The sequence below is a fragment of the Brevibacterium aurantiacum genome (genome assembly GCF_003932995.1).
Classification (GTDB): Bacteria; Actinomycetota; Actinomycetes; order Actinomycetales; family Brevibacteriaceae; genus Brevibacterium; species Brevibacterium aurantiacum.
This window is the reverse complement of the sequence record NZ_CP025333.1, coordinates 236531-258574: the sequence shown is the minus strand read 5'-3', so window position 1 is coordinate 258574 and position 22044 is coordinate 236531. Positions and strand designations below refer to the sequence as shown.

Annotated in this window: 19 protein-coding genes and 2 pseudogenes; 7 read left to right on the top strand and 14 right to left on the bottom strand. The window is 62.2% G+C overall.

The window, feature by feature from the left end; genetic code table 11:
- Positions 1–7: 7 nt before the first annotated feature.
- The 3 genes and pseudogenes from CXR25_RS01215 to CXR25_RS01205 form a co-directional block, all read right to left on the bottom strand.
- Complete coding sequence (locus CXR25_RS01215) at positions 8–2902, bottom strand: FAD-binding and (Fe-S)-binding domain-containing protein (RefSeq protein ID WP_125240303.1); 2895 nt, start codon at positions 2900–2902, stop codon at positions 8–10.
- A gap of 11 nt (positions 2903–2913) precedes the next feature.
- Positions 2914–4515, bottom strand: a pseudogene (locus CXR25_RS01210) (GMC family oxidoreductase).
- Complete coding sequence (locus CXR25_RS01205) at positions 4515–5090, bottom strand: hypothetical protein (protein WP_069599237.1); 576 nt, start codon at positions 5088–5090, stop codon at positions 4515–4517. The pseudogene CXR25_RS01210 and the gene CXR25_RS01205 overlap by 1 nt, the downstream one beginning before the upstream one ends.
- A gap of 136 nt (positions 5091–5226) precedes the next feature.
- Between CXR25_RS01205 and CXR25_RS01200 the strand changes: the two genes are divergently transcribed.
- Together CXR25_RS01200 and CXR25_RS01195 are read left to right on the top strand one after the other, a co-directional pair.
- Positions 5227–5985, top strand: coding sequence for an IclR family transcriptional regulator (locus tag CXR25_RS01200; protein ID WP_162619300.1), 759 nt, complete (start codon positions 5227–5229; stop codon positions 5983–5985).
- 81 nt (positions 5986–6066) lie between these two features.
- Positions 6067–6897 (top strand): SDR family oxidoreductase, encoded by an 831-nt coding sequence (locus CXR25_RS01195; RefSeq protein ID WP_205677650.1) that lies wholly within the window; start codon positions 6067–6069, stop codon positions 6895–6897.
- Positions 6898–6977: 80 nt separating this feature from the next.
- Here CXR25_RS01195 and CXR25_RS01190 read toward each other — a convergent pair whose 3' ends face one another.
- Complete coding sequence (locus tag CXR25_RS01190) at positions 6978–7538, bottom strand: TetR/AcrR family transcriptional regulator (RefSeq protein ID WP_069599234.1); 561 nt, start codon at positions 7536–7538, stop codon at positions 6978–6980.
- Positions 7539–7626: 88 nt separating this feature from the next.
- Between CXR25_RS01190 and CXR25_RS01185 the strand changes: the two genes are divergently transcribed.
- From CXR25_RS01185 to CXR25_RS01175, 3 genes are all read left to right on the top strand, one after another.
- On the top strand, positions 7627–8088 hold the full coding sequence (locus tag CXR25_RS01185; RefSeq protein ID WP_069599233.1) for a nuclear transport factor 2 family protein: 462 nt from the start codon (positions 7627–7629) through the stop codon (positions 8086–8088).
- A gap of 84 nt (positions 8089–8172) precedes the next feature.
- Entirely contained in the window at positions 8173–9174 is a 1002-nt protein-coding gene (locus tag CXR25_RS01180; RefSeq protein WP_096145750.1) for an IS481 family transposase, read from the top strand.
- 30 nt (positions 9175–9204) lie between these two features.
- A complete protein-coding gene (locus CXR25_RS01175) occupies positions 9205–9534 on the top strand; it encodes a putative quinol monooxygenase (protein ID WP_096145751.1) in 330 nt (109 codons plus the stop codon).
- A gap of 101 nt (positions 9535–9635) precedes the next feature.
- Here the strand turns inward: CXR25_RS01175 and CXR25_RS01170 are convergent, their stop codons facing one another.
- From CXR25_RS01170 to CXR25_RS01140, 7 genes are all read right to left on the bottom strand, one after another.
- Complete coding sequence (locus tag CXR25_RS01170; RefSeq protein ID WP_069599230.1) at positions 9636–10187, bottom strand: dihydrofolate reductase family protein; 552 nt, start codon at positions 10185–10187, stop codon at positions 9636–9638.
- A gap of 88 nt (positions 10188–10275) precedes the next feature.
- Positions 10276–11016 carry a helix-turn-helix domain-containing protein gene (locus CXR25_RS01165; protein ID WP_236850593.1) on the bottom strand — a complete coding sequence of 247 codons (741 nt, stop codon included), beginning with the start codon at positions 11014–11016 and terminating at the stop codon, positions 10276–10278.
- A gap of 11 nt (positions 11017–11027) precedes the next feature.
- Positions 11028–12542: a tripartite tricarboxylate transporter permease gene (locus CXR25_RS01160; RefSeq protein ID WP_009882125.1), complete on the bottom strand. Its 1515-nt coding sequence runs from the start codon at positions 12540–12542 to the stop codon at positions 11028–11030.
- A 9-nt stretch (positions 12543–12551) separates the two neighbouring features.
- Entirely contained in the window at positions 12552–13124 is a 573-nt protein-coding gene (locus CXR25_RS01155) for a tripartite tricarboxylate transporter TctB family protein (protein ID WP_069599228.1), read from the bottom strand.
- Positions 13121–14182 carry a Bug family tripartite tricarboxylate transporter substrate binding protein gene (locus CXR25_RS01150; RefSeq protein ID WP_083248611.1) on the bottom strand — a complete coding sequence of 354 codons (1062 nt, stop codon included), beginning with the start codon at positions 14180–14182 and terminating at the stop codon, positions 13121–13123. Before CXR25_RS01150 ends, CXR25_RS01155 begins: the two co-directional genes overlap by 4 nt.
- Positions 14183–14290: 108 nt before the next feature.
- Positions 14291–15550 (bottom strand): CaiB/BaiF CoA transferase family protein, encoded by a 1260-nt coding sequence (locus CXR25_RS01145; RefSeq protein WP_101584055.1) that lies wholly within the window; start codon positions 15548–15550, stop codon positions 14291–14293.
- Positions 15543–16463, bottom strand: coding sequence for a hydroxymethylglutaryl-CoA lyase (locus CXR25_RS01140; RefSeq protein WP_009882120.1), 921 nt, complete (start codon positions 16461–16463; stop codon positions 15543–15545). The genes CXR25_RS01145 and CXR25_RS01140 overlap by 8 nt, the downstream gene beginning before the upstream one ends.
- A 494-nt stretch (positions 16464–16957) precedes the next feature.
- Here CXR25_RS01140 and CXR25_RS01135 point away from each other — a divergent pair, with 494 nt between their 5' ends.
- Together CXR25_RS01135 and CXR25_RS19265 are read left to right on the top strand one after the other, a co-directional pair.
- On the top strand, positions 16958–18025 hold the full coding sequence (locus CXR25_RS01135; protein WP_083248759.1) for an IS110 family RNA-guided transposase: 1068 nt from the start codon (positions 16958–16960) through the stop codon (positions 18023–18025).
- A 123-nt stretch (positions 18026–18148) separates the two neighbouring features.
- Positions 18149–18280, top strand: a pseudogene (locus CXR25_RS19265) (ISL3 family transposase); the annotation flags it as partial.
- Between the two features lie 309 nt (positions 18281–18589).
- Here the strand turns inward: CXR25_RS19265 and CXR25_RS19260 are convergent.
- From CXR25_RS19260 to CXR25_RS01120, 3 genes are all read right to left on the bottom strand, one after another.
- A complete protein-coding gene (locus CXR25_RS19260; RefSeq protein ID WP_164513915.1) occupies positions 18590–19042 on the bottom strand; it encodes an SgcJ/EcaC family oxidoreductase in 453 nt (150 codons plus the stop codon).
- 91 nt (positions 19043–19133) lie between these two features.
- On the bottom strand, positions 19134–21305 hold the full coding sequence (locus CXR25_RS01125) for a HelD family protein (RefSeq protein ID WP_125240302.1): 2172 nt from the start codon (positions 21303–21305) through the stop codon (positions 19134–19136).
- Positions 21306–21411: 106 nt separating this feature from the next.
- Positions 21412–21762: a MerR family transcriptional regulator gene (locus CXR25_RS01120; RefSeq protein WP_125240875.1), complete on the bottom strand. Its 351-nt coding sequence runs from the start codon at positions 21760–21762 to the stop codon at positions 21412–21414.
- Positions 21763–22044: the final 282 nt, after the last annotated feature.

Genomic DNA, 22044 nt, shown 5'->3' with positions numbered 1-22044 from the left:
GGCTGCATCAGAATCGGGCCTGACTCACGAGCTCGTCGAGGGCTTCAAGAATGTGGCGATACGGCTTCCCCGTCGCCCGAGTCATCCCGATCTCACACGTTCTGTTCGTCGACGCGTGAATGTCCGCGCCGATCGATTCGACCTCGGCGGCTTCGTCCTTCGTCGCCGAGGCGGTGAGCTCGGGATGGAGCATGCCCCGGTCCCCTGCGAAGGCACAGCAGCCCCAGGAATCGGGCACGCTGACCTCCTCCGCGATGGACCCGGCGAGCGCGCTCAGGTCCTCGTTGATTCCCAGCTGGGTCGACGAGCATGTCGGGTGGAGGGTGATCGAGGGCAGGCGGTGTTCGGTCGAGAGTGCTCCGCGATCCTGCAGCGCAGGGAGCAGAGTCTGCGTGGCGAAGGCCACGGCGTCGATGATCTCGAAATCCTCCGCTGCGTCTTTGTCGGTCGACTCGGTCGCGTCGGTCGAGTCGGTCGCGTCGCCGAGGAGCACACGCAGTCCCTCTGTACAGGAGGACGCATCGCAGACGACGGGGATCCGTCCGCCATCGGTGGCCGCCCACAGCTCTCTGCGCACATACTTGCGCATCGTGGCATATCCCTCGGCCATCCCCTTCGACTTCCACGGGGTGCCGCAGCACAGAGAGGGAATGCCCCGCGGCGTACGCAGCGAGATCCCTGCTCGTTCGCACAGGCGGCGGAAGGCACCGGCAACTCCATCTCCGCTTCCACCGTCTTCTGGTCCGAACATCGTGTTCGTGCAGCTGGAGAACCACACGACGTCCGGATTCGACGCCGAGACAGCCACACGTTTGGAACCCCCGGCCGGCAGATCAGCGGAGTAGCTGGGCACGGTGTCATCGCCCAAGATCTTGCGACCGACACCCGTGGCCGCTGCGGGCAGCTGCGTGGGCATCGCCTTCGCGGAGCTCAATGCCACTCCCCCGACCGAGCTGACCAGACCCCACGCCTTGGCAGCAGTGTTCCAGCCGGCTTCTTCGATCGTGTTCGTGTTCTCCTGGCGCAGCCTGCGCACGAGGTCTCCGGTGTTGATGAAGACCGGGCACGCCGTCTGGCACATGCCATCGACGGCGCAAGTGTCGATCCCGTCGTAGTCGTACTCGCTGCGCAGGGTCCGGGTCAGCTCCTCGTCCCCTGCCGCCTCGGCGCGGGCGATCTCGCGTCGCAGAACGATGCGTTCACGCGGAGTCAGGGTGAGGTCGCGGCTGGGGCACACGGGTTCGCAGTACCCGCATTCGACGCACCGGTCGACCTCCTCCTCGGTGGTCGGTGTGGTCTTGAGATCACGCAGATGCGCCTTCGGATCATCACTGAGCAGGACACCCGGGTTGAGCAGGGACTGCGGATCGGTGAGTTCCTTGACCCGTTTCATCACCGCGTAGAGATCGTCACCGACCTGACGCCTGACGAATGGGGCCATGATCCGGCCCGTACCGTGCTCGGCCTTGAGCGTGCCCCCACGGGAGAGGACGAGGTCGACCATCTTCTCGGTGAATGCTTCGTACCGGTCGAGGTCGAAGTTCTCGCCGTCGGTTCCACTCCCGAATTCCTCGGTGATCATGAAGTGGATGTTGCCGTCCTTCGCATGCCCGAAGATCACGGCATCGGAGTAGTCGTATTGGTCGAACAGCTCGCTCAGAGCAGTGCAGGTCTCGCCGAGGCGGTCGACCGGGACAGCGATGTCCTCGAGCAGTGCGGCGGTCCCCGAGGGACGGTTACCGGCGACCGCAGTGAACAGCCCCTTGCGGGTGTGCCACAGCGCAGATCGCCGTCGCGGATCGGTTGTCAGCTCTGCTGGTCGGCTCAATGAGAATGCTTCGAGGACCGGCAGCGCCTCGGACACGACCTGGTCGAGGCCTTCTTCCGTCTCCTCTTGAAATTCGACGAGCAGAGCGCAGTGGGCGTCCACGTCGAGATCCCGGATCTCCTCCGGGCACTTCTCATCACGTTGGGCGACCCGCAGACTCGTGGCATCGAGGAGTTCGACCGTGGCGGCACCCGTAGCGATGATCTCCGGGAGCACCGAGGTGGCCGTGGGCAGATCGTCGAAGACGAGCAGACCTGTCGAGGCGTGGGCCATCAGCGGTACGGTGCGGAAGGTCGCCTCGGCGACGAAGGCGAGTGTCCCCTCGCTGCCGATGACCAGATGTTCGAGGATGCGCACCGGGTCATCGTGGTCGAGGAACGAGTTGAGGCCGTAGCCCATGGTGTTCTTGATGGAGTGGAGCTGCGTGATCCGCGCGACCGCCTCGGCGTCGGCCCGGATCCGATCTCGGAGTTCGGCCAGACCCGCGTGGATAGCTGGTTCCCGTCTCCGCAGCAGCTCATCAGCGTCTGCCGCCGAGGTGTCGAGAACGGTTCCGCTGGGAAGGACGAGCACGGCCGAGTCAAGCGTCTGATAGGTGTTCGCTTCGATCCCGCAGGCCATGCCGGAGGAGTTGTTGGCGACGACTCCGCCGATGGTGCAAGCGATCTCGCTGGCCGGGTCCGGCCCCAGTTTGCGCCCATGCCGCAGCAGCCGCGCGTTCACAGCCCTGACCACGGCCCCGGGCCCGCAGCGGACCCGGGCACCGTCGTCGAGGACGTCGATGTCCCTGAAATGCCTTCTCGTGTCGACGAGCACCCCGTCCGAGACGGACTGCCCGGACAGGCTGGTCCCACCGGAACGAAAGGTCATCGGCACCCCACTTCGCCGTGAGGCCGAGAAGAGTGCCGCCACCTCCTCGCGGTTGCGCGGCTTCACCACGGCCTGCGGTGTCAGCAGGTAGTGGGAAGCATCATGTGCGGCAGCCAGACGATCGCTGGCACGAGCGCCGACCTCATCGACTGCGGACCGCAGCTGGTCGATGAGTCCGGTGTCGACAGGAGAAAGCAGGGACATGTGGTTCCTTCCTAAAGCTGCTGAGTCCGCAGCTGCTCGGCGATGTATTCCGCCTGCCGAATCGCCAAAGCAACGATGGTCAGAGTCGGATTGGCCGCCGCACTTGAGGTGAAGACCGAACCGTCGGAGATGAAGAGGTTCTTCACATCATGGGAGCGACCCCATTTGTCGACCACACCGTCCTCCGGTCGTTCACTCATTCTCGCAGTGCCCAGATTGTGCGTCGACGGATACGGCGGTGTCCGATGCGAGGTCTGCGCCCCGACCGCCCTGTAGACGCTCTCACCTGCAGCGTATCCGTGTTCACGCATTGCCAGGTCGTTGACGTGATCGTCGTAGTGGACGTTCGGGACGGGCAGACCATGCTGATCCTTGACCGTGGTGTTCAGTGTGATCCGGTTGGACTCCTGCGGCAGGTCCTCACCGACGATCCACATGCCGGCCGTGTTGAGGTAGCGATCCATGAGCGCGGCGAAGTCCGGACCCCAGGCTCCGGGATCGACGAACGCCGACATGAAGGCAGGACCCAAGGAGATCGTCTCCATGTAGTAGCCGCCGGCGAATCCGCGATCGGGATCATGGATCGACTCATCGGCGATGACGCCAGCCATGGTCTCGCCCCGGTACATGCGCACGGGCTTGTCGAAGTGACCCCACACTGTCCCGGTGAGGTGGCGCATGTAGTTTCGCCCCACCTGCCCCGAGGAGTTCGCGAGCCCGTCGGGGAAGCTCGGTGTGCCCGAGAGGAGCAGCAGCCGCGGCGTTTCAATCGAGTTGCCGGCCACGCACACCAGCTTGGCGGCCTGACGCTGCAGATTTCCTTCCCCGTCGAGGTAGAGGACCGCGTCGGCGTTCCCTTCTGAATCATGGGTGATCTGGACAGCCTGCGAATCGGGACGGAGATCGAGCAGTCCCGTCTCCGCTGCTCACGGGATCTCCCTGACCAAGGTCGACCATTTCGACTTGTTCTTGTCTCCCTGAAAGTTGAAGCCATCCTGGATCGAAGCGGGACGCCCATCGTATTCCTCGGCATTGGTGGCATAGGGGCCAGTCGCGTAGTAGCGGTACCCGACCTCTTTCGCACCGTTGGCGAAGACCTTGTAGTTGTTGTTCGCCGGCAGGGGCGGACGTCCGTGGACGTGAGTCGAACCCATCGACTTCTCTGCCCGGTCGTAGTACGGAGCCAGCTCTTCGAGCGTGATCGGCCAGTCGAGGAGATTGGCTCCCTCGATGCGTCCATAGGCGCTGCGGGCACGGAACTCATGATTCTTGAAACGCGGAGTGGCGCCGGACCAGTGGGTCGTCGTGCCTCCGACGGCCTTGACGATCCATGCCGGCAGGTTGGGGAAGTCCTGCGCGATTCGCCATGATCCTGTCGTCGTCCGCGGATCCAGCCAGGCCATCTGGTTGAACGCTTCCCATTCGTTGTTGACGTAATCGTCATGTCCCAGATGGGGACCTGCTTCGAGGACGACGACGGGAATTCCCTTGGCCGTCAGCTCATACGCGAGGGTGCCACCTCCGGCGCCTGACCCGATGATGACGACCGCTTCTTCAGTCTGGTCAATGCTGTAGCCGGTGACACTGCCACCGGACGCTGGTTTCGCTGCCATCATCTCTTCACCTCGCCCATTTCTGCCTGCTCAGCGCTCGGCTGATTCGTCGATTCGTCTGCCACGTTGACCGTCTGCGGTCCCAGGTGCGCACCCGGGCCGAGTTCCGGCAGGTCCTCGCCTTCCGGATAGAGGATGCGCGGTTCGGGCAGCCAGTCCAGATCGTTGAATCCTCGATTGACATAGCCGCCGAGGTCGAACGACGGTCCTTGGTAGCCCAGGATCTCCCACACCTCTTCATCGTCGTAGAGGCTCAGCGCTGCGGTGCGTCGGACGAATCCGAAGAACTCCGTGCCTTCGACGCGGCGCAGCACCCGCAGGGCTTCGTCGTCATTGAGTGAGCAGAAGCTCTTGTCCGAGAGCTGATCAAGTGACTGCAGACCCTGGATCAGTGCCACCCGGAACCAGGTCTCGGCGTCGGCTTCGACGAGGATCTTGTCGGCAGTGCGTTCATAAGGGCTATCGGGAAAATTCTCGTGTGGGAATGCCACGCGCAGCACTCTGACAAGAGTCTGTCGGGCCTCATCGGTCATCTCCATCGCGTTCAGCGACGGAAATTTGGCGGGGAATGCCATGTGGGTGCTCCTTTGCTCCTCTGCTGGTGCCCGGGGGTTCCGGGCACCATTGCCGAACCGGTCATAAGCAACCTATGTGATCTGGACCACCGGGCACTATCCTTATTCTCACGAGACGATAAACATGGGAGAGCGAATGTCGAACAGCACCGTCATCAACAGGGTCTTCTCCGTACTCGAGGCGGTGTCCTCCTCGGGAAGTGTCTCCGCGAAGGCCGTGGCCGACCGTCTCGAGATCCCCCTCCCCACTGTTTATCGCCTGCTCCACGAGCTCGAGGACAGCAGCTACCTCGTCTATCTCAAGGACGAAAAGAGCTTCGAACTCGGACCGAAGTGCTTTGAGCTCGGCCTCTCATTCCAACAGCGCCTCATCGCTCCGCAGCCCATCCGTCAGATCACTGATGAACTGCATCGCAGCCTGGGCACGGCCGCCTATTTTGCGATCTACCGAGGGTCGGACATTCTGCTCACCTACTCCTCCGACTGCGAGAAGCACCCCCGTCTCCGCCCGCTTCGGTTCGGCTTCAACGAGGCCGCACATGCCACCGCCTTCGGCAAGATCCTGCTCTCAGCCATGCCGGAGACGCAGCGCACCGAGTATCTCGACGCCCGCGGAATGCCCGTGCTCACCCCGCACACGATCGTGCGCCGAGACCTGCTCGACACCCACCTCGACGGGGTGGCCACACGCGGCATCGCCTGGGAACACGACGAGTTCCTGCCGCGTCAGACCTGCGCGGCGGTGCCCGTCCACAACGGCACAGGCATGCAGGTCGGAGCCATCGCGATCAGCACCCCTTCGACCAAGGCGACGGGACGAGCGAAGGCATTCGATACCGCGCTGCGTGAGCACGCGGGGCTGTGCTCGCGGTACCTGCGCGGCGGCTCCCGCTGAGAAGCCAAGCCCCACCTCGGCGACTTCAGTTTCTCGCCACATGAGAAGGACCGTATTTTCCTGCCGTCAATCGCGCACAGAATGAGCGTACTCACTCAACGACGAGATATGAAGGAGTACAACCATGAGCACGACCACCAGCGTCGCTGTCGTCACGGGGGATCAGCACGAGGAATCGGACAGGGCATCGCACAGCGCCTCGGCGCCGACGGCCACCACGTCATCGTGGCAGACCTGCCCACAATGCAGGAGGGAGTCCAGGAGACCGTATCGACCATCGAAGCCGCCGGCGGCAAGGCCACCGGAGCCGAAGTCGACGTCACCGATCAGGCCTCGGTTGAGGCACTCGTGGCCACCGCCGTCGAGGTGGGCGGGAAGCTCGACATCTTCGTGGCCAATGCCGGCATCGCTCAGATCGAACCCCTGATCGACTACTCGAAAGAGGACTTCGAGAAGATCCTCAACGTCAACATCACCGGCGTGTTCCTGTCCTACCAGGCCGCTGCCAAGCAGATGATCGCACAGGGCAACGGCGGAAAGATCATCGGAGCCGCTTCGATCGTCGCCTTCCGTCCGTTCGCTCTGCTCTCACCCTATTCGGCCACGAAATGGGCAGTGCGCGGACTGTCTCAGGGCGCGGCCATGGAGTGGGCCAAACACGGGATCACCGTCAACGCCTACGGACCAGGCATCGTGGGAACCTCGATGTGGGACCTCATCGATGAGAAACTCGGAGAACAGGAGGGACTGGCCAAGGGGGAAGCGATCAAGAAGTACGCAGGAGACATTCTCCTCGGACGGGTGTCCGTTCCCGAAGACGTCGCGAACCTCGTGTCGTTCCTGTCCAGCGAGGATTCGGACTACATCACCGGCCAGACCATGCTCGTCGACGGCGGCATGCAGTTCTCCTGAGCAGCGTCCCAATCAGCACCAATGCTGGTGAAGACTCCGCCGACCGAACTAGCTGTTGCGGGACGAAAGGTTGTTGACGCTCAGTTGATGAGGGCTTTGGCGGCGGCCTGAGCGGGGCGGGCGGCCCTCGTGTCTCCGGTGAACGCGGCGGTGACGATCGCGCCTTCAGCCAGGAGGCTCACAGGTTCTGCTGGCACGTTCGCGGCAGCCTCGACCCACGTAGCGATCTGTTCGTGGAAGGCCTGCTTGTGTGCACGGACCTCGACGAGGATCGCAGGTGAGGTGGAGCCCAGTTCGCCGTAGGCGTTGATCCAGGCGCAGCCGCGAAAGTCGGGCTCGGCGAACCATCGCTCAAGCCAGTCGAAGATTGACAACACCCGTTCGCGGGGATCCTCGTGCTGCTCCACGTATTCGGTCAGGCTGGCTCGCCAGCGGCGATCTCGTCGCTGCAGAACCGCAACGACCAGGTCTTCCTTCGTTGAGAACATCCCGTAGATCCGCTTCAAGGGCATCCCTGCGGCGGTGCGGATGGCATCCATGCCGACCGCCTGGATGCCGCGTTCATAGAAGAGCGCTTCGGCGGCGTCCAGGAGTGCGGCGCGGCTGCGGGTCTTCTGTTCTTCGCTGATCGGCGCTGGCATGGGGAGTCCTCCTTGACGTTGAGAACGGGCGTTCCCTACGATAGCTGAACACACGTTGAGAACGTCCGTTCTCAACGAGGAAGGAATCATGAACGAATCACGCCCACCGTTCCCTCCGTTCACAGAGCAAACGGCACTGCAGAAGGTGCAGGCAGCCGAAGACGCCTGGAACACGCGCGACCCGCAGCGGGTCGCCATGGCCTACACGCCCGACTCAGCGTGGCGTAACCGCGACGTGTTCGTCACCGGTCGCGAGGAGATCATCCAGTTCTTGACCAGCAAGTGGGAGCGCGAGTTCGACTACGCCCTGCGCAAGAGCCTGTGGGGATTCCGCGAGAATCGCATCGCCGTCCGTTTCCAGTACGAGTGGCACGACGCGACGGGACAGTCGTGGCGCAGCTACGGCAACGAACTGTGGCAGTTCAGCACCGAAGGCCTGATGGAGCGACGCGAGGCCAGCATCAACGACGCGCGGATCAATGAGGCAGACCGGCGAATCTTCGGCCCACGGCCAGAGAGCGAGCGTGGCGTCGAAATTCCCCTCCAGTAGCCAGTCCACCAGCCTTGCCCCTTGAGGAGGCGAGCCTGGTCGTACGCGGCCGGGCCCCCTCCTCGTTTTACAGAAAGCACGTTATTGCCACACTCCAATTCGCCGCTATCCATCGAGGGGCGTCGACGTCTCGTCGAGCGCTGTCGGAGCCGTCCAATCGCCCACGTCGCCGCCGAGATGGGCATCTCCCGGGCTTGTGCCAGCAAGTGGGTCAACCGATATCGCCGCTACGGCGAGCTCGGGCTGTGCGACCGCCCTTCCACGCCCAGGCGTCAGCCCCACGCCACACCAGGCAACGTGGTGGTGCGGATCGAGCAGATGCGACGCGACCACAAGTGGTCGGCCGGCCGGATCACGTTTGAACTCCACGTAGAGGGTGTACCGATCTGCCGCAGAACAGTGAGCCGCCACCTCGCAGCGCTCGGACTCAACCGTCGGCGGTTCATTGACCCTAGCGGGGACCTGAACCGCGAGCCTCGCAAGATCAATGCTCGATGGCCGGGACACATGGTCCACGTCGATGTGAAGAAGGTCGGCCGGATCCCCGACGGCGGCGGCTGGCGCATCCACGGCCGCGGTACCACCCAGGCCAAGAAAGCCGAGCAGGCAAAGAGGAAGACCAAACGCGGCGGCTACGTATACCTCCACTCAGCAGTCGACGGATACAGCCGCCTGGCGTACACCGAGGCGTTGTCCGACGAGAAAGCTGTCACCGCCATCGCGTTCCTTCACAGGGCCAGGGCGTGGTTTGCAGCCCATGGCATTACCCGCATCAACCGCGTCGTCACCGACAACGGTGCGTGCTACCGCGCCGACGCCTTCGCGAGGGCAATGCTCGGCTCACGACACCAGCGGATCACTCCGTACACGCCCAGGCACAACGGGAAAGTGGAGCGCTACAACCGGATCCTGGCTGAGGAGTTCCTCTACGCCCGCGAGTGGACCTCAGAAGACGAGCGTGCGGCAGCGCTCAACGTGTGGAACATCCACTACAACTACCACCGACCCCACGGCGCATCGCACGGAAGGCCGCCTGCATCACGGCTGCCGGTCGGTGTCACCAACGTGGTGGCCTCATACAACTAGCTAGCGTCACACAGAGAAGAGAGGATCCACATGATTTTCATCGTCGTCAAGTTCCAGGTCAAGCCCGAGAAGGCCGAAGAATGGCCGCAGATCACCAAGGAATTCACCGAGGCGACCCGAGCAGAACCGGGAAACAAATGGTTCGACTGGTCACGCAGTCTCGATGACCCCAATGAGTACGTCCTCGTCGAAGCCTTCGATGACGACGCCGCCGAAGCACACGTGAAGTCCGATCATTTCCAGAAGGCGACGGCAGACGGCGGTCCGATGAACAGCGCCCTCGCATCAACGCCGAGGATCATCTCTCGGCAGATCGACGGAGACGGCTGGGACGAAATGGGAGAGCTGCAGGTCGGCTGACCACCGGTCTCTGCTGTGCACTCGACTGAGAAGCGGATCTCTCGAACATAGGGAGGTCCGCTTCTCAGTCTCGAATATCGCTGACTACGCGGAATAGTCCCCTATTGGTCCTCGGCCAGTGCATCGACCACCTTGTGCCGAGAGACCACAAAAGGTCCTTTCCAATCCACGTCGAGGAGCTCAAGATCGAGTCGGCGCGGAAGCAGTGGGCGCCCTGACCCCAAAGTCACCGGCGCCGTCCAGGTGATGATCTCGTCAAGGAGACCCTCATCGACGAACTGACCGGCCACGCCACCACCGCCCATGATCCACAGGTCGTGGTCTCCCGTGGCCATGCACATCTCCACGTAGTAGTCGGCGACCGATCCTTTGGCGAAACGGATGTCCGGATCCTCAGACACCTCGTCCTTCGACGGCTTCGGCAGATCCCGATGGGTCATCACCCACGTCGGTATGGAATACGGCCACGCACCGTCGTGATTGCGCAGCAGCCATTCATAGGTCGTCGCACCCATCACCGTCGCCCCGATGCCGGCGAAGAAGTTGTCATCCGACTCATCGTTGGGCTGCCTCAGCAGCCACTCGAGGGAATCACTCGGGTCCGCAATGTAGCCGTCAAGGGTGGTTGCGGTGTAGTAGACGGTGCGTGGCAAGGTGGGTCTCCTTCTTCGTCGCCCGAGGATCGGGGATGTCCTCCACCACTTTACGGAAGCTCACCTCGTTGACCAGCGCGAACTCGCCCTAGCCCTCCCGGACCTTCGCACCCAGCGCCAACCGCGCGATATCGCGCAGAACGGCCAGCTCCTCGCTGTCATCGAGCAGCGCCTTCAGCTCGACCGCGGCCTGGCTCAGCACGGTTCGGTAGGCTCCCGCAACGTTGTCCGGCTCCCGGGTCAGCGGGTAGGACACGCAGAGTGCGAGGATGGCTCCCCCGACGGTGAAGGCCACGCTCGCCGAGGCGGTTCCCTTCACTCGTGCCTGCTTCGTCGCGTAGAACTCCTGTGGGTTGCCCGGCCCGCACAGTGCCAGTGCACCGGATCCGCCGTCGACGAGTGGAAGGACGGTGCCGACGCTGCGCGAGACACGGAGTTCATGGTCGGCTTCGACGTTGCGCACGCACACTCGATCCTCGCCGACACGGACCCACAGCTGCACCGATTCACTCGTCAGGGTCCGCAGATGCTCGAGCACCGAGTTCGTCGTCGCGATGCTTCGTCTGCCGGGGAACGGCCCCAAGCGCAGCAGTCCGTTGTTGTCACGGACGATGAAACGGTGCGTGCGCAGATCCGCCAGCAAGCGGTAGGTCGTGGACTTGGAATACCCCAGACGACGGCACACCTCGGCGGCCGTCAACGGAGTGTCCTGCAGCGCGGTGAGGATCGCGGCGCTGCGATCGATGACGCCGATCTCCTTCGCCGAGGCAGTGCCACCAGACGAGGCAGACGCACCGGAAGTGCCTGAGGTGTCCGTCGTTTCAGTCATGTGGTTCTCTTTCATGCCACGCTCACATCGGCGAGCAGCTGGCGGCGACGCACCCACCAGCGGAAGATGATCGGTCCGACGATACCCAGGACCATGAGCACGATGATCGACAACGACACGGGTCGAGTCAGCAGCGGCATGAATGATCCGCCCGAGATCTGGAGCATGCGCCGGAAGTTGTCCTCCAGCAGCGGCACCAGGACGAGGGCCAGAATGGACGGTGCCAGCGGGATTCCGCCCTTGTCCATGAGATAGCCGATGACTCCGAAGATGCCGAGGAGCATGAGTCCGAAGAGGCTGAACTCGATCGCGTAGGCACCGATGGCCACCAGGACGAGGATTGAGGAGAACAGGATCTCCTTGGGCATCTTCAGCAGCTTGACGAAGACGCCCACAAGCGGCAGGTTGAGGATGATCAGGGCCACGTTGCCGATGTACATGCTGGCGATGATCGTCCAGATCAGGCCCGACTCGTCGCGGAAGATCAGCGGTCCCGGCTGCAGGCCGTACATGGTGAAGACGAAGAGCAGCAGGGCCGTGGTCGCCGATCCAGGAATGCCGAGGCTGAAGAGTGGAATCATGGCACCGCCGACTCCGGCGTTGTTCGCGGCCTCGGGTCCGGCGACGCCTTCGATGGCCCCCTTGCCGAACTCGGACTTCCGCTTCGAGATCCGCTTCTCCATGATGTAGGACATGAACGAGGCCAGGGACGGGCCGACTCCGGGCAGGATGCCGATGATGAAGCCGAGCACCGAGCCGCGGGCCCAGGGCATGGCCGAGCGCTGCCAGTCCTGTTTCGTCATCCACGTGTCGTCCCCGAAGCTCTGGATCACATCTTTGGCTCCGCGCCCCAGCGCAAGGTTGCGGATCGCCTCTGGGATCGCGAAGAGCGCCATGGCGAAGATCGTGAAGTCGATGCCGTCAGAGAGCAGGCTCATGCCGAAGGTCTGGCGCGGCAGGCCCGTCTGGAAGTCGAGACCGACGAGACCGACAGCCAGGCCGATGAAGATCGAGATGAGGGCCTTCGCCCGTGAGCCCGATGACATGGTCGAGGCCAGCAAGAGTGCTGTGGCCATGAGCAGGAAGTATTCGGTGGAGCCGAAGACATTCGCCAGTTGCACCAGCACAGGCGAGAGGAACGTCAGCCCGATGATCGCCAGGGTGCCGGCGAGGAAGGACCCGAGCGCCGCAGTCGCGAGCGCGGCCTTGCCCCGTCCTCGGCGAGCCATTTCGTAGCCTTCGATGGCGGTTACTGCACTGGCGACCTCACCAGGGGTTTTGATGAGTGTGGCGGTGATCGAGCCGCCGTACATCGACCCGTAGTAGATGCCGCAGAGCAGGATGAGGCCATGCACCGGCTCCATCCCGAAGGACACCGGGATGAGGATTGCGATCGCGGAGATCGGGCCGATGCCCGGCAGCACGCCGACGACGGTGCCCAGCAGGACGCCGAGGAGAGCGAAGGCGAGGCTTAGGGGTTCGAGCGCCGAGGCGAAGCCGCCGCCCAGATCGATGAGAGTGTCCATGCTCGGCCCCTAGCCCAGGATTCCGACGGGCAGGTACACGGCCAGCCCGTAGACGAACGCGACGTAGATGATGACGGAGAAGAGCACCGAGAAGATGAGGTTGCGAATCCACCGGTGCGGGGCATAGATGCTGGTCATTGTCATCAGGAAGGCTGCCGTGGAGAGCAGGAAACCGACCGGGATGAGGATTCCGAGGTAAATGAAGAAGAGCGCGAACTGCAGCACGACCTGCTTCGACTTCGGCTCCTCAGGAGCATCTAGTACGACCCCCGCGGGCTCGTCCTCCACACCGCTATCCGCCGCACCGCTGCCCGACGCCACTCCACTGGCACCGCTACTGGCCGAGGCGGCCCCAGCGGGGACCACCTCGGCGAGTTTCCGGCTCCGGTACACGGCCTGACCGATGAGGAAGAGGCCGAGCACGATGAGCGCGATGCCCACGATCGCGGGGAAGGTCCGCGGGGTGACGATGTTCTTCGTCTCCTGGATCCAGAACGTCGCGATGTAGTAGACCGCGCCGACGAGAGTGACGGCGATGCCGGTGATGACATCACCTCTCAGCGCCGGAGTCAGCGTTCTCATTTGCTGTTGCCCAGATCGGTCTCTTTGACGCCCTCCTCAACGGTGGCGGCTGTCTCTTCGGCGTACTTCTTGGCCTCGTCGCCGGTGAGGAACTCGGGAGCCCACTGGTTCTTCTCCAGGGTGTCCTTCCAGGTCTTCGTCTCGCTGACCTCTTCGAGCGTCTTGGCCCAGTAGTCGACGGCCTCCTGCGGCATTTCGGCCGGTCCGTAGACTCCACGCCAGTTGCCCAGGGTCACGTCGTAGCCGGCATCCGCAGCGGTGGGAACCGAGTCGTAGGGAGCCTGCAGCGGTTCCTTTGCGAAGGTCACGAGCGGTTTGATGTCACCGGATTCCAGTACGGAGCGGAATTCGCTCAGCCCGGCGATGGCGACCTTCGCATCACCGTTGAGCATGGCGGTGGTCTGCTCGCCGCCGCCTTCGTAGTTGACGAAGTTGATGTCCGCCGGGTCGACTCCGGCTTCCTTGGCGAAGAGCGCGAAGGGCAGCGTGTCATCGCCGGAGGCTGCCACGGTGACCTTCTGCGGGTCCTTCTTCAGCGCCTTGACCAGGTCTTCGACCGATTTGATGTCGCCCTTGTCGGGGGTGACGACCATGAAGTCCTCGACGTACATGGTGGCGATGAGGGTGGTGTCCTCGGGACCGAATTCGCAGAGTCCGCGAGCCTTCATCGTCTGGCTGGCCAGCGAGGTGATCGCGATCTGGTCGTCCTTGCCCTTCTCCTGCTGCATCATTGACGTCATCCACGTGCAGCCCGTCCCTCCGGGCTTGTTCTGGACCGGCAGCGGGGTGGAGACGATCTCCTCCTTCTGCAGGGCTTCGACGAGGGCACGCGCGGTGGTGTCCCAACCGGAGCCGGGTTCCGATGGGACGTTGACCGTGACCGGGCCCTTCGGGTAGTCGCTGCCCTCCCCCGGAGGCTGAGCCTTGTTGCCGCATCCCGTGGCTACGAGCGCCAGTGTTGCGAGCACCGCACCGACCTTGATGGCCGGTTTCAATGCCTTCCCCTTCTGCCTCGCCGAGGTGGCCCGTCCTTGTCCTGTGATCACCGTTGACCGCATTGCTTCTCCTTCGAATGCAACTGATATCTGCTGTGGTGGATGACTGTGGTGCTGCTGGGACTGCCTGTGCTGCTGGAACTGCCTGTGGTGCTGGGACTGCCTGTGGTGTTACTGGGACTGCGTCTTCGACTCTTCGACATCGGTGTCCGTGGCGAATGGGTCAGTCGTCGCTGTCTGCCCGGGGTCGGAGTCCGCCGCCGAGGTGTCGGCTGGTCCGTCGCGGTACCGGTTGTTGTGCTCGCCGGGGGTGGGCACATCGCTGCGCAGTCCCAGTCGACGACCGCCGAAGGTCAGCGGCAGCAACGGCACGTCGACCTGGTCACCGCTGGGCAGACCGGTGCTGGCCAGGGCCCCGGAGGCGACGAGGTGGGCGTCGGTGGTGAGGTCGGCCGGGGTGTTCACCGGGGCGACCGGCAGTCCGCGGCGGGTGCACTTCTCCTCGATCTCGGCGAGGTCGAGTCGGGACAGTGCCGCCTGCAGTTCGCGGTGGATGCGATCACGCTGGTCGACTCGTCCCTGATTCGTCTCGAGCTCGGGATCACCGGCGAGCTGGCTCAGATCGAACTCGTCGCAGAGGTCATGCCATTGCCCGTCGCTGACGGCGGCGACGAAGATCTGGTCATCGTGCTTGTCTCGGAAGATGTCGTAGACGGCCCAGGTGGCCCGACGGGTGGGCATCGGACGCAGCGGTTCCCCGCTGATCTGGGCCTGAGCCATGTGCGTGCCGACGAGGAAGGCGTTGTTCTCGAACAGGGCGGAGTTGATGACCTGTCCCTCACCGGTGCGTTCGCGCACACGCAGTGCAGAGAGCACGCCGATGACGCCGAACATGCCGCCCATGATGTCGTTGACGCTGGCTCCGGCGCGCAGCGGCTGTCCGGGCGGGCCGGTCATATACGCCAGGCCGCCGAGCATCTGCACGACCTCGTCGAGGGCGGTGCGCTGACCATAGGGGCCGGACAGGAATCCCTTGAGGGAGCAGTAGATGAGGCGCGGATTGCGCTGCGCGAGCTCCTCGTAGCCGTAACCCATGGATTCCATCTTCCCGACGCGGAAGTTCTCGAGGAGAACATCGGCGGAATCGATGAGGGACAGGGCGACGTCACGGTCGGCCGCCTCGGCGATGTCGAGCTGCACGGACTGTTTGTTGCGGTTGAAGGCGGGGAAGAGCCCGGATCCTGAGCCGGGCAGGTAGCGGGTTTTGTCCCCGGCTCCGCGCGGTTCGACCTTGATCACCTCGGCGCCCAGGTCGGCGAGGATCATCCCGCAGCTGGGCCCCATGACCATGTGGGAGAACTCGATGACGCGGATGCCCGCCAGCGGCAGCTCCTCCGCACCGACGGTCGAGGATTCGCCCTGCTCAAGCATGGTAGGCCGCCGGGACGGCGGGGATCGAGGAGAGGCTCGACGTCAGCTCGTGGCCTACTGCAGAGGTCAGAGGCTCCCGGATTGCCGAGAGTGCCTCGACGTCGACTCCGGTGTTCACGCCTTCGCGGTGCAGGAGGTGGACGAGGTCATCGGTGCCGATGTTGCCGGCTGCGCCCGGGGCGAAGGGGCAGCCGCCGAGGCCGCCCATGGCCGCGTCGAAGTTCGAGATTCCGAGGTCGAGTGCGGCGATGACGTTGGCCATTCCGAAGTTGTAGGTGTCGTGCAGGTGCAGGTTGACCGGATTGCCCGGGAAGGCTTCGATGACCGCCGAGGTGTTCCTGGCCACCAGCGATGGGTTGGCATTTCCGATGGTGTCGGCAACCCCGACCCCGTGTGCCCCGGCATCGACGAAGGGACGCAGGACCTCGACGAGGTGGTCGGCATCGGTGATTCCGTCGAAGGGGCAGATGAAGCTGACTGCGGTGGCGATGTCGAAGCGCACCCCGTTGTCTTTGGCGAAGGTCGCGGCTTCGAGGAGTCGTTGCGTGGCCTGGGCGATAGGGGCGTCGGAGTTCGCCTGCGAGTGACCTTCGGAGGCGGAGAGGACGAGCTTGATGTTCTTCGCCCCTGCGTCGACGGCACGCTGAGCACCCTTGAGGTTGAAGACGAGGGTGAAGAAGTCGACGCCTTCGGCCTCGTGGGACTGGAGGCGCTGCAGGACCTCTCCTGTATCGGCCATCTGTGGGACCTTCTTCGGATTGACGAACGATCCGACCTCGATCTCCTTGAGACCTGCGGCGATGAGCTGCTCGCCGAGTGCGACCTTGGCGTCGGTGGGAACGATGGCGTCTTCGATCTGGAGACCGTCGCGCAGCGTTGTGTCGAGAATCGTGACCGATGTGGGCCGAACCATGGTGGGAGCTCCTTCGTTGACCTGCTTCTTTCCCGGACAGCGGGAAGAGATCGGCCTCACGCTCCCTTGCGTGCTGCCGCCTGCAAACAACATAGCTCTTCGCGGGTTCCCCGTGGTGAGCGCGGTCGCGATTTGTTCGCTATGTGAGAAGCAGACGTGAAGTGAAGACGGTCACTCCCGTTTAATGGGACTTATGTGGCTCTTCACTATAGATCTTGTGGACTAGTTAGTCTGACTTCTCGAAGGATGTGGCGGTCTCTACCAAACGGATCGATGATGGTCTTGTGGTCGGGTCTGACTCATGGCTCTTCTGACACCCCGCTGTCTGGGGGTTGTCCTGTTTACGACGTGTCGACTGGCTCGGCTCACTGTAATAAGTGCAGCCCAGCAGGCCGTCATGTCCTGATAGGAGTCTGGCGTGTCCCCGATAGTGAACTGACTGACGCCGGCTGAGCTGCGCACCCGAGAACTCGAAAAGAAGGGGCGCAGTTCCCATGATGAACGATAAGCAGGTTAAGGTCTACGGCGGGATCGACACGCACGCGGACACACATCACCTCGCGGTGATCGACCAAGCCGGGCGCCGACTGGCTGATGCTCAAATACCGACTACCGCGACTGGGTACCAGGCAGCATTGCGGTTTTTGGGTTCCTGGCCTGGATTGGTCAGCGTGGGCATCGAGTGCACCGGCTCCTATGGAGCCGCGGTCACCCGAGCTGTGCGGGAGGCAGGCATCACGGTGTTCGAGGTGAATCGACCCAACCGGTTCGACCGGCGACTCCACGGCAAGAGCGATCCCTTCGATGCTTATTCCGCCGCTGAGGCTGTGCTGGGTGGCAGAGCCAGCGCGGCGCCCAAGGGCGGGGACGGGCTCGTGGAGTCGCTGCGAGTACTGCGGACCTCAAGGTCCTCGGCGCTGCAGGCTCGGACTGCGACGATCAATCAGATTAAGGGGATGCTGATCACAGCCCCAGAGGATCTGCGTACACGTTACAAGGGCCTGTCAACTCCCAAACTGATTGCAGCACTGGCGGCATCGCGACCAACAGCGACACCGGTCACCGCCGCCGAGGCCACGGCCTACAGCCTGCGGCTGCTGGCAAGGCGCTGGCAAGCACTGACCGGGCAGATAGAGGACTTGGCTGGGCACCTGCAGCGACTACTGGACGACCACGCTCCCGACCTGATGAGGGTCTTCGGCTGCGGCCGAGACACCGTCGCGCAACTGTTGATCACCGCCGGGGACAACCCTGATCGGCTACGTTCAGAAGCCGCGTTCGCAGCACTGGCCGGGGTCTGCCCAATCCCGGCATCGTCGGGTAAGACTAAACGCCACCGACTCAACCGCGCTGGGGACCGGCAGGCAAACTCCGCGCTTTATCACATCGTGATGGTGCGGCTGCGTTACAACCAGGAGACCCGCGACTACGTGGCGCGGCGAACTGCTGAAGGCAAGACCAAGATGGAAATCATCCGCTGCCTGAAGCGTTACCTCGTCCGCCAGCTCTATCCCCTCATCGTCGAGACTCTTCATCCCAGAAAAGAGGTGGCCGTCGCTTGACGAAACACTATAGGAGTGTCATAAATAGGGCGGTGCGATAGCCACCCTCAAGCAGCGCAAGAAACGGGACCCTGGGTGCAATGATGTAGGTGTTCAAGACTCCATCACGACCCAAGGTCCCTGATGCACAACTTTACCCCGCCATGCCTCGACACCACACTCAGCCTGACCGAACTCGGCCTCACCGCCATCGGCCAACACCACTCGAAACGACACTTGACTGTGTTGTGCCTGCTCGCTGACGAGCAGTCTGAGCATTATTCACCTAATGCAACAGTCTAGCTTTCACCTGTCGACGCTCCCTCTCAGAGGGCAATGTCACATAGGGTTGAAGGGGCTGATGCAAGGAGAGGTGACAAATCCCGTGCAGGACGTGGTCGAACCCTTCGGCTAGTGCATGGGCACGAACATCCTTTGAGTTTGCGAGCAGACCGGTCCAATTTAAATCACGATTCATTCCGGTGCACTCGAGTGAAGCTGCCAATTCCGATATTCCTCCTGCCTCCTTGCTGGGAGATTCAGCATTTGAGATCTCAACGTCCTGAATTCCTTGTTCCGGCACACTTACCGGACGTCGCTGTCTGCATGAGCACTCCAGTCAGAGGGCAGGGCAACGACGTTGGTCTGCTGGACTGCACAGATCCACCACTTGCCGGCGCACTCGATCAGCGTCCACGTGCCCGAGTTACACCGCACATCACCTTCACCCGCAGTCGTCTCCTGAAGCGTGTGCACAATTGCAATCGTTGGGGCGAGGAAGCCAACGCTCTCCACCTTCAAGGCAACGTGAAGACCGTGCGCGTGCCCTTCCAAGCGTTCTTTGTGATAGCTATGGATCGCGTCCCAACCAGTCATTCTTTGACCTGCGGCAGTGACTTGGACGGCGTCTCGACTGAAATGGGCATCGAAGATGTCGGCGTCTTGCTGATGGAATCCGTCTTCAAGCCGTTTAAATACTGAAGTGATTTCGCTTCTGGCTCGTTTGTCTGAATTGTCGATCAGTCCAGTTGGGCGCACCCTGACTCCTCCGAGATGACGTGTGTCTGCACCTTGTGAAATTCTACGCCTGCGAAGGAGACAGGCACGGTGTCATCAGGGCCCTCGTGCCCTATCCGAAGACGGCTGCTTGTCTCGACGAACCTCGGGTAGACACTGTTCTGTCATTCGTCGGCTCGGCAAAGGCGAGATAGGACGGAAGCTCGCCGAAATAGGTGAGGTACAGTTCGTGCATTGCTCTGGTGCAGGCGATGTAGAGCATGCTTTTGTCGACGTCGGACGTGTACCTGTCAGCGGACACGCCAGGCACAATCACCGTATCGAACTCGAGACCTTTGGCCACGTGAGCCGAAGTGATGACCACTCCGCTTGCGAACTCCTCGCTGTCATAGTCGAGTAAGGTCATGTCAGCACCTGCCTCTCTCAACGCATCATGCAATTCCCTGGCTTGTTCGATTGTTCGGCACACAATGCCCAGCGACTGCTGTGGCCCTGCTGAATGAGAATCGATCAGATTCGTGATCACGGCCACCTCGTCGAGTGTGTCCTCGGTGCGAATGACCTCCGGGGGTCGGCCGTGCCGATCGACCGATTCGAGGCGATCATTGTGTGAGATGCCCTGTGCGAAGGAAATGATCTCAGACGTCGAGCGATAGCTGCGATACATCTCCAAACAGTTGGCCTCGGGGAAGATCTCGCGGATCGTCGACAGGCTCGAGGAGCTGAATGGGTTCACCTTCTGATCAGCATCGCCAAGAATCGTCATGCGACAGGGGAAAAGCGCTTTGACTACGGCGTATTGAGCCGGCGTGTAGTCCTGCATCTCATCGACGAGTAAGTGGCGGATATTCTGATAGGTTTCAAACTCAGTCGTCCTCAGCCGCGTGAGAATAAGCGGAAAGACATCAGCGTATTCGAGTCGATTGCGCCCGGCCATGACAAACAGCCCCTTCTCTTCGCGTGAGGCCAGGAACGCCTTATACATCGACAACGGGTCCTTATAGGGGAACAGTCCGAGAACCTGCTTCCTGACTTCCCGTTCGTCAGCGGTCTTCCACCCGCGACGATCCTTCTTAAAACGCTGTCCCAGAGTGGTCACGGCAATCTTCGCCGCGCGTTCGAGACAAGCGAAGACGGGCAGGAAACTGCATCGTTCGAAGATTTCGGCCATCTCCGCAGCCGAAATCTCCTCCCCACGATGGCTGACCGCACTCGGGGCGAGTGTGGTGGCGATTTCGGTGTGAATCCAGGTTTCGAGATCATCGACGAAATCAGCTCCGGCTTTGTGCCGCATCCGATCGGAAGCCGCGTCGTGAGGATGCTCGAGAACGTGAGAGACCTGCTCATTGAAAGTCTGGAAGCCCAGTTTGGGAGGCAGATATTTCTCTGCCAGGGTCCCGAAATCGATTTCAGCGATCTGTTCCTCACCGAGTTCCGGCAGCACTCCGGAGATGTAGTCGGTGAAGACCTTGTTGGGCGAGAGGATCATGACATTTGACGAGTTGAGGCTCTCTTTGAACCGGTAGAGCAAGAAGGCGACTCGGTGAAGAGCGATCGATGTCTTGCCGGACCCAGCCACGCCTTGCAGGATGAGCACTTCAGCGGCCTCGTTGCGAATGATCGCGTTCTGCTCACGTTGAATGGTCGCGACAATGTTTTGCATTTTGTCATCGGCGGAGCGGCTGAGTTCTCGCTGGAGTATCTCATCGTCGATGTTGAGAGCCGACTCGATGACATATTCCATCTGCCCCTGGGCGATCTTGTATTGCCGTTTGCCAGTGATTTCACCATCAATCTGGCCAGCAGGGGCAGTGAAAGATGCTGGGCCCGACTCGTAGTCATAGAACAGGCTCGATACAGGCGCCCGCCAGTCGTGTACGAGGATGTCCTTGGTACCAGGGCGATAGAAATTGTGGACGCCGATGTAGATCTCCTCAGCAGGAAATTCATCGGAGGCATCCGCCGAGTAACCTGTGCGCTCAGGCTTGTCGCGGGTGAAATCGACACGACCGAAATAAGGAGAATCCTGAAGTTTCTCGATCCTCTTGCGCGTCTTTACCGTGTACTCTCCCAGGCCGACGGCCGTTGAGACCAGTGTGCGGATATTTGCCTTCTCCGCGGCGTCCATATCGCGTTGGTTATTCCAGATGAGTTCCTTCTGCGACTGGATCGTGGCATCACTCGTCGCGATCTGATCGGCGACTCGGACGAGTTCGGTGTCGATGAGGGCAAGAGTCGCCGCCAGCTTCTGTCGCTCCTCAGTTTCCATCTGGGATTCTGTCATGAGTGCTCCGTTCCACAGGGGTATCCACCTATAACTCTACATTTACGTAACTGTAGAGTTGAAGTCGGGCCACCCGGAGGTAACGCGCTCTGGAGTGTGGGGGGTTCTACACGCTTCCAAGTTCGGCGATGAATTCGTCGGCCTTGGCCAGTTGCACCACGAGACGCTCCCGCCGCTGTGCGGCGTCCTGCCGGAAGGCCTCCAGTGCTTCCTCGGCACCAGCGCCGGCTCCAGAGGCGCGCGAATCGATGACCGATAGCAACTCCGACATCTGCTCGAGAGAATAGCCGAGGGGCTTCATGTTCTTAATGAGAACGAGACGCCCGAGGTCGGCGGGAGAATAAAGCCTGAATCCTCCGTCGGTTCGCCCAGAAGGAGCGACCAGGCCGATCTCGTCGTAATGTCGTATCGTCCGCAGTGACAGGCCAGCGCGGTCTGCCACCTCTCCGATGTGCATTACATGGTCATCGGTCACACTACCCACCCACACTTTCGTAATCTCCTGGCGGCGCACACCTTGCCCCGAGTTCATGATTTCGCACCTGTCGATACAGTCTACGAGCATTAGGTCGCGAGACGACCACATTGTCGACTCAACACTCACGTAAGGGTAGAGTTAAGGCCATAGGCAACCGCGCTGCTCACCGACCGCCCTGGCACTGATGAGGGCAACGGCAGCGGTTGACTCCGTATCGCTTTCGCCGTCTACCGGGCGGTGTCTTTGCCGGGACAGCCTGGA

Coding starts and splice junctions, on each gene's coding strand:
- CXR25_RS01200 (WP_162619300.1), top strand. CDS start 5,227: ATGTCGAACAGCACCGTCATCAACAGGGTCTTCTCCGTACTCGAGGCG.
- CXR25_RS01155 (WP_069599228.1), bottom strand. CDS start 13,124: ATGAGAACGCTGACTCCGGCGCTGAGAGGTGATGTCATCACCGGCATC.
- CXR25_RS01185 (WP_069599233.1), top strand. CDS start 7,627: ATGAACGAATCACGCCCACCGTTCCCTCCGTTCACAGAGCAAACGGCA.
- CXR25_RS01190 (WP_069599234.1), bottom strand. CDS start 7,538: ATGCCAGCGCCGATCAGCGAAGAACAGAAGACCCGCAGCCGCGCCGCA.
- CXR25_RS01120 (WP_125240875.1), bottom strand. CDS start 21,762: ATGCACATCGGAGAGGTGGCAGACCGCGCTGGCCTGTCACTGCGGACG.
- CXR25_RS01195 (WP_205677650.1), top strand. CDS start 6,067: ATGAGCGTACTCACTCAACGACGAGATATGAAGGAGTACAACCATGAG.
- CXR25_RS01150 (WP_083248611.1), bottom strand. CDS start 14,182: ATGCGGTCAACGGTGATCACAGGACAAGGACGGGCCACCTCGGCGAGG.
- CXR25_RS01125 (WP_125240302.1), bottom strand. CDS start 21,305: ATGACAGAATCCCAGATGGAAACTGAGGAGCGACAGAAGCTGGCGGCG.
- CXR25_RS01205 (WP_069599237.1), bottom strand. CDS start 5,090: ATGGCATTCCCCGCCAAATTTCCGTCGCTGAACGCGATGGAGATGACC.
- CXR25_RS01215 (WP_125240303.1), bottom strand. CDS start 2,902: ATGTCCCTGCTTTCTCCTGTCGACACCGGACTCATCGACCAGCTGCGG.
- CXR25_RS01145 (WP_101584055.1), bottom strand. CDS start 15,550: ATGCTTGAGCAGGGCGAATCCTCGACCGTCGGTGCGGAGGAGCTGCCG.
- CXR25_RS01175 (WP_096145751.1), top strand. CDS start 9,205: ATGATTTTCATCGTCGTCAAGTTCCAGGTCAAGCCCGAGAAGGCCGAA.
- CXR25_RS01165 (WP_236850593.1), bottom strand. CDS start 11,016: ATGACTGAAACGACGGACACCTCAGGCACTTCCGGTGCGTCTGCCTCG.
- CXR25_RS01140 (WP_009882120.1), bottom strand. CDS start 16,463: ATGGTTCGGCCCACATCGGTCACGATTCTCGACACAACGCTGCGCGAC.
- CXR25_RS01135 (WP_083248759.1), top strand. CDS start 16,958: ATGATGAACGATAAGCAGGTTAAGGTCTACGGCGGGATCGACACGCAC.
- CXR25_RS01160 (WP_009882125.1), bottom strand. CDS start 12,542: ATGGACACTCTCATCGATCTGGGCGGCGGCTTCGCCTCGGCGCTCGAA.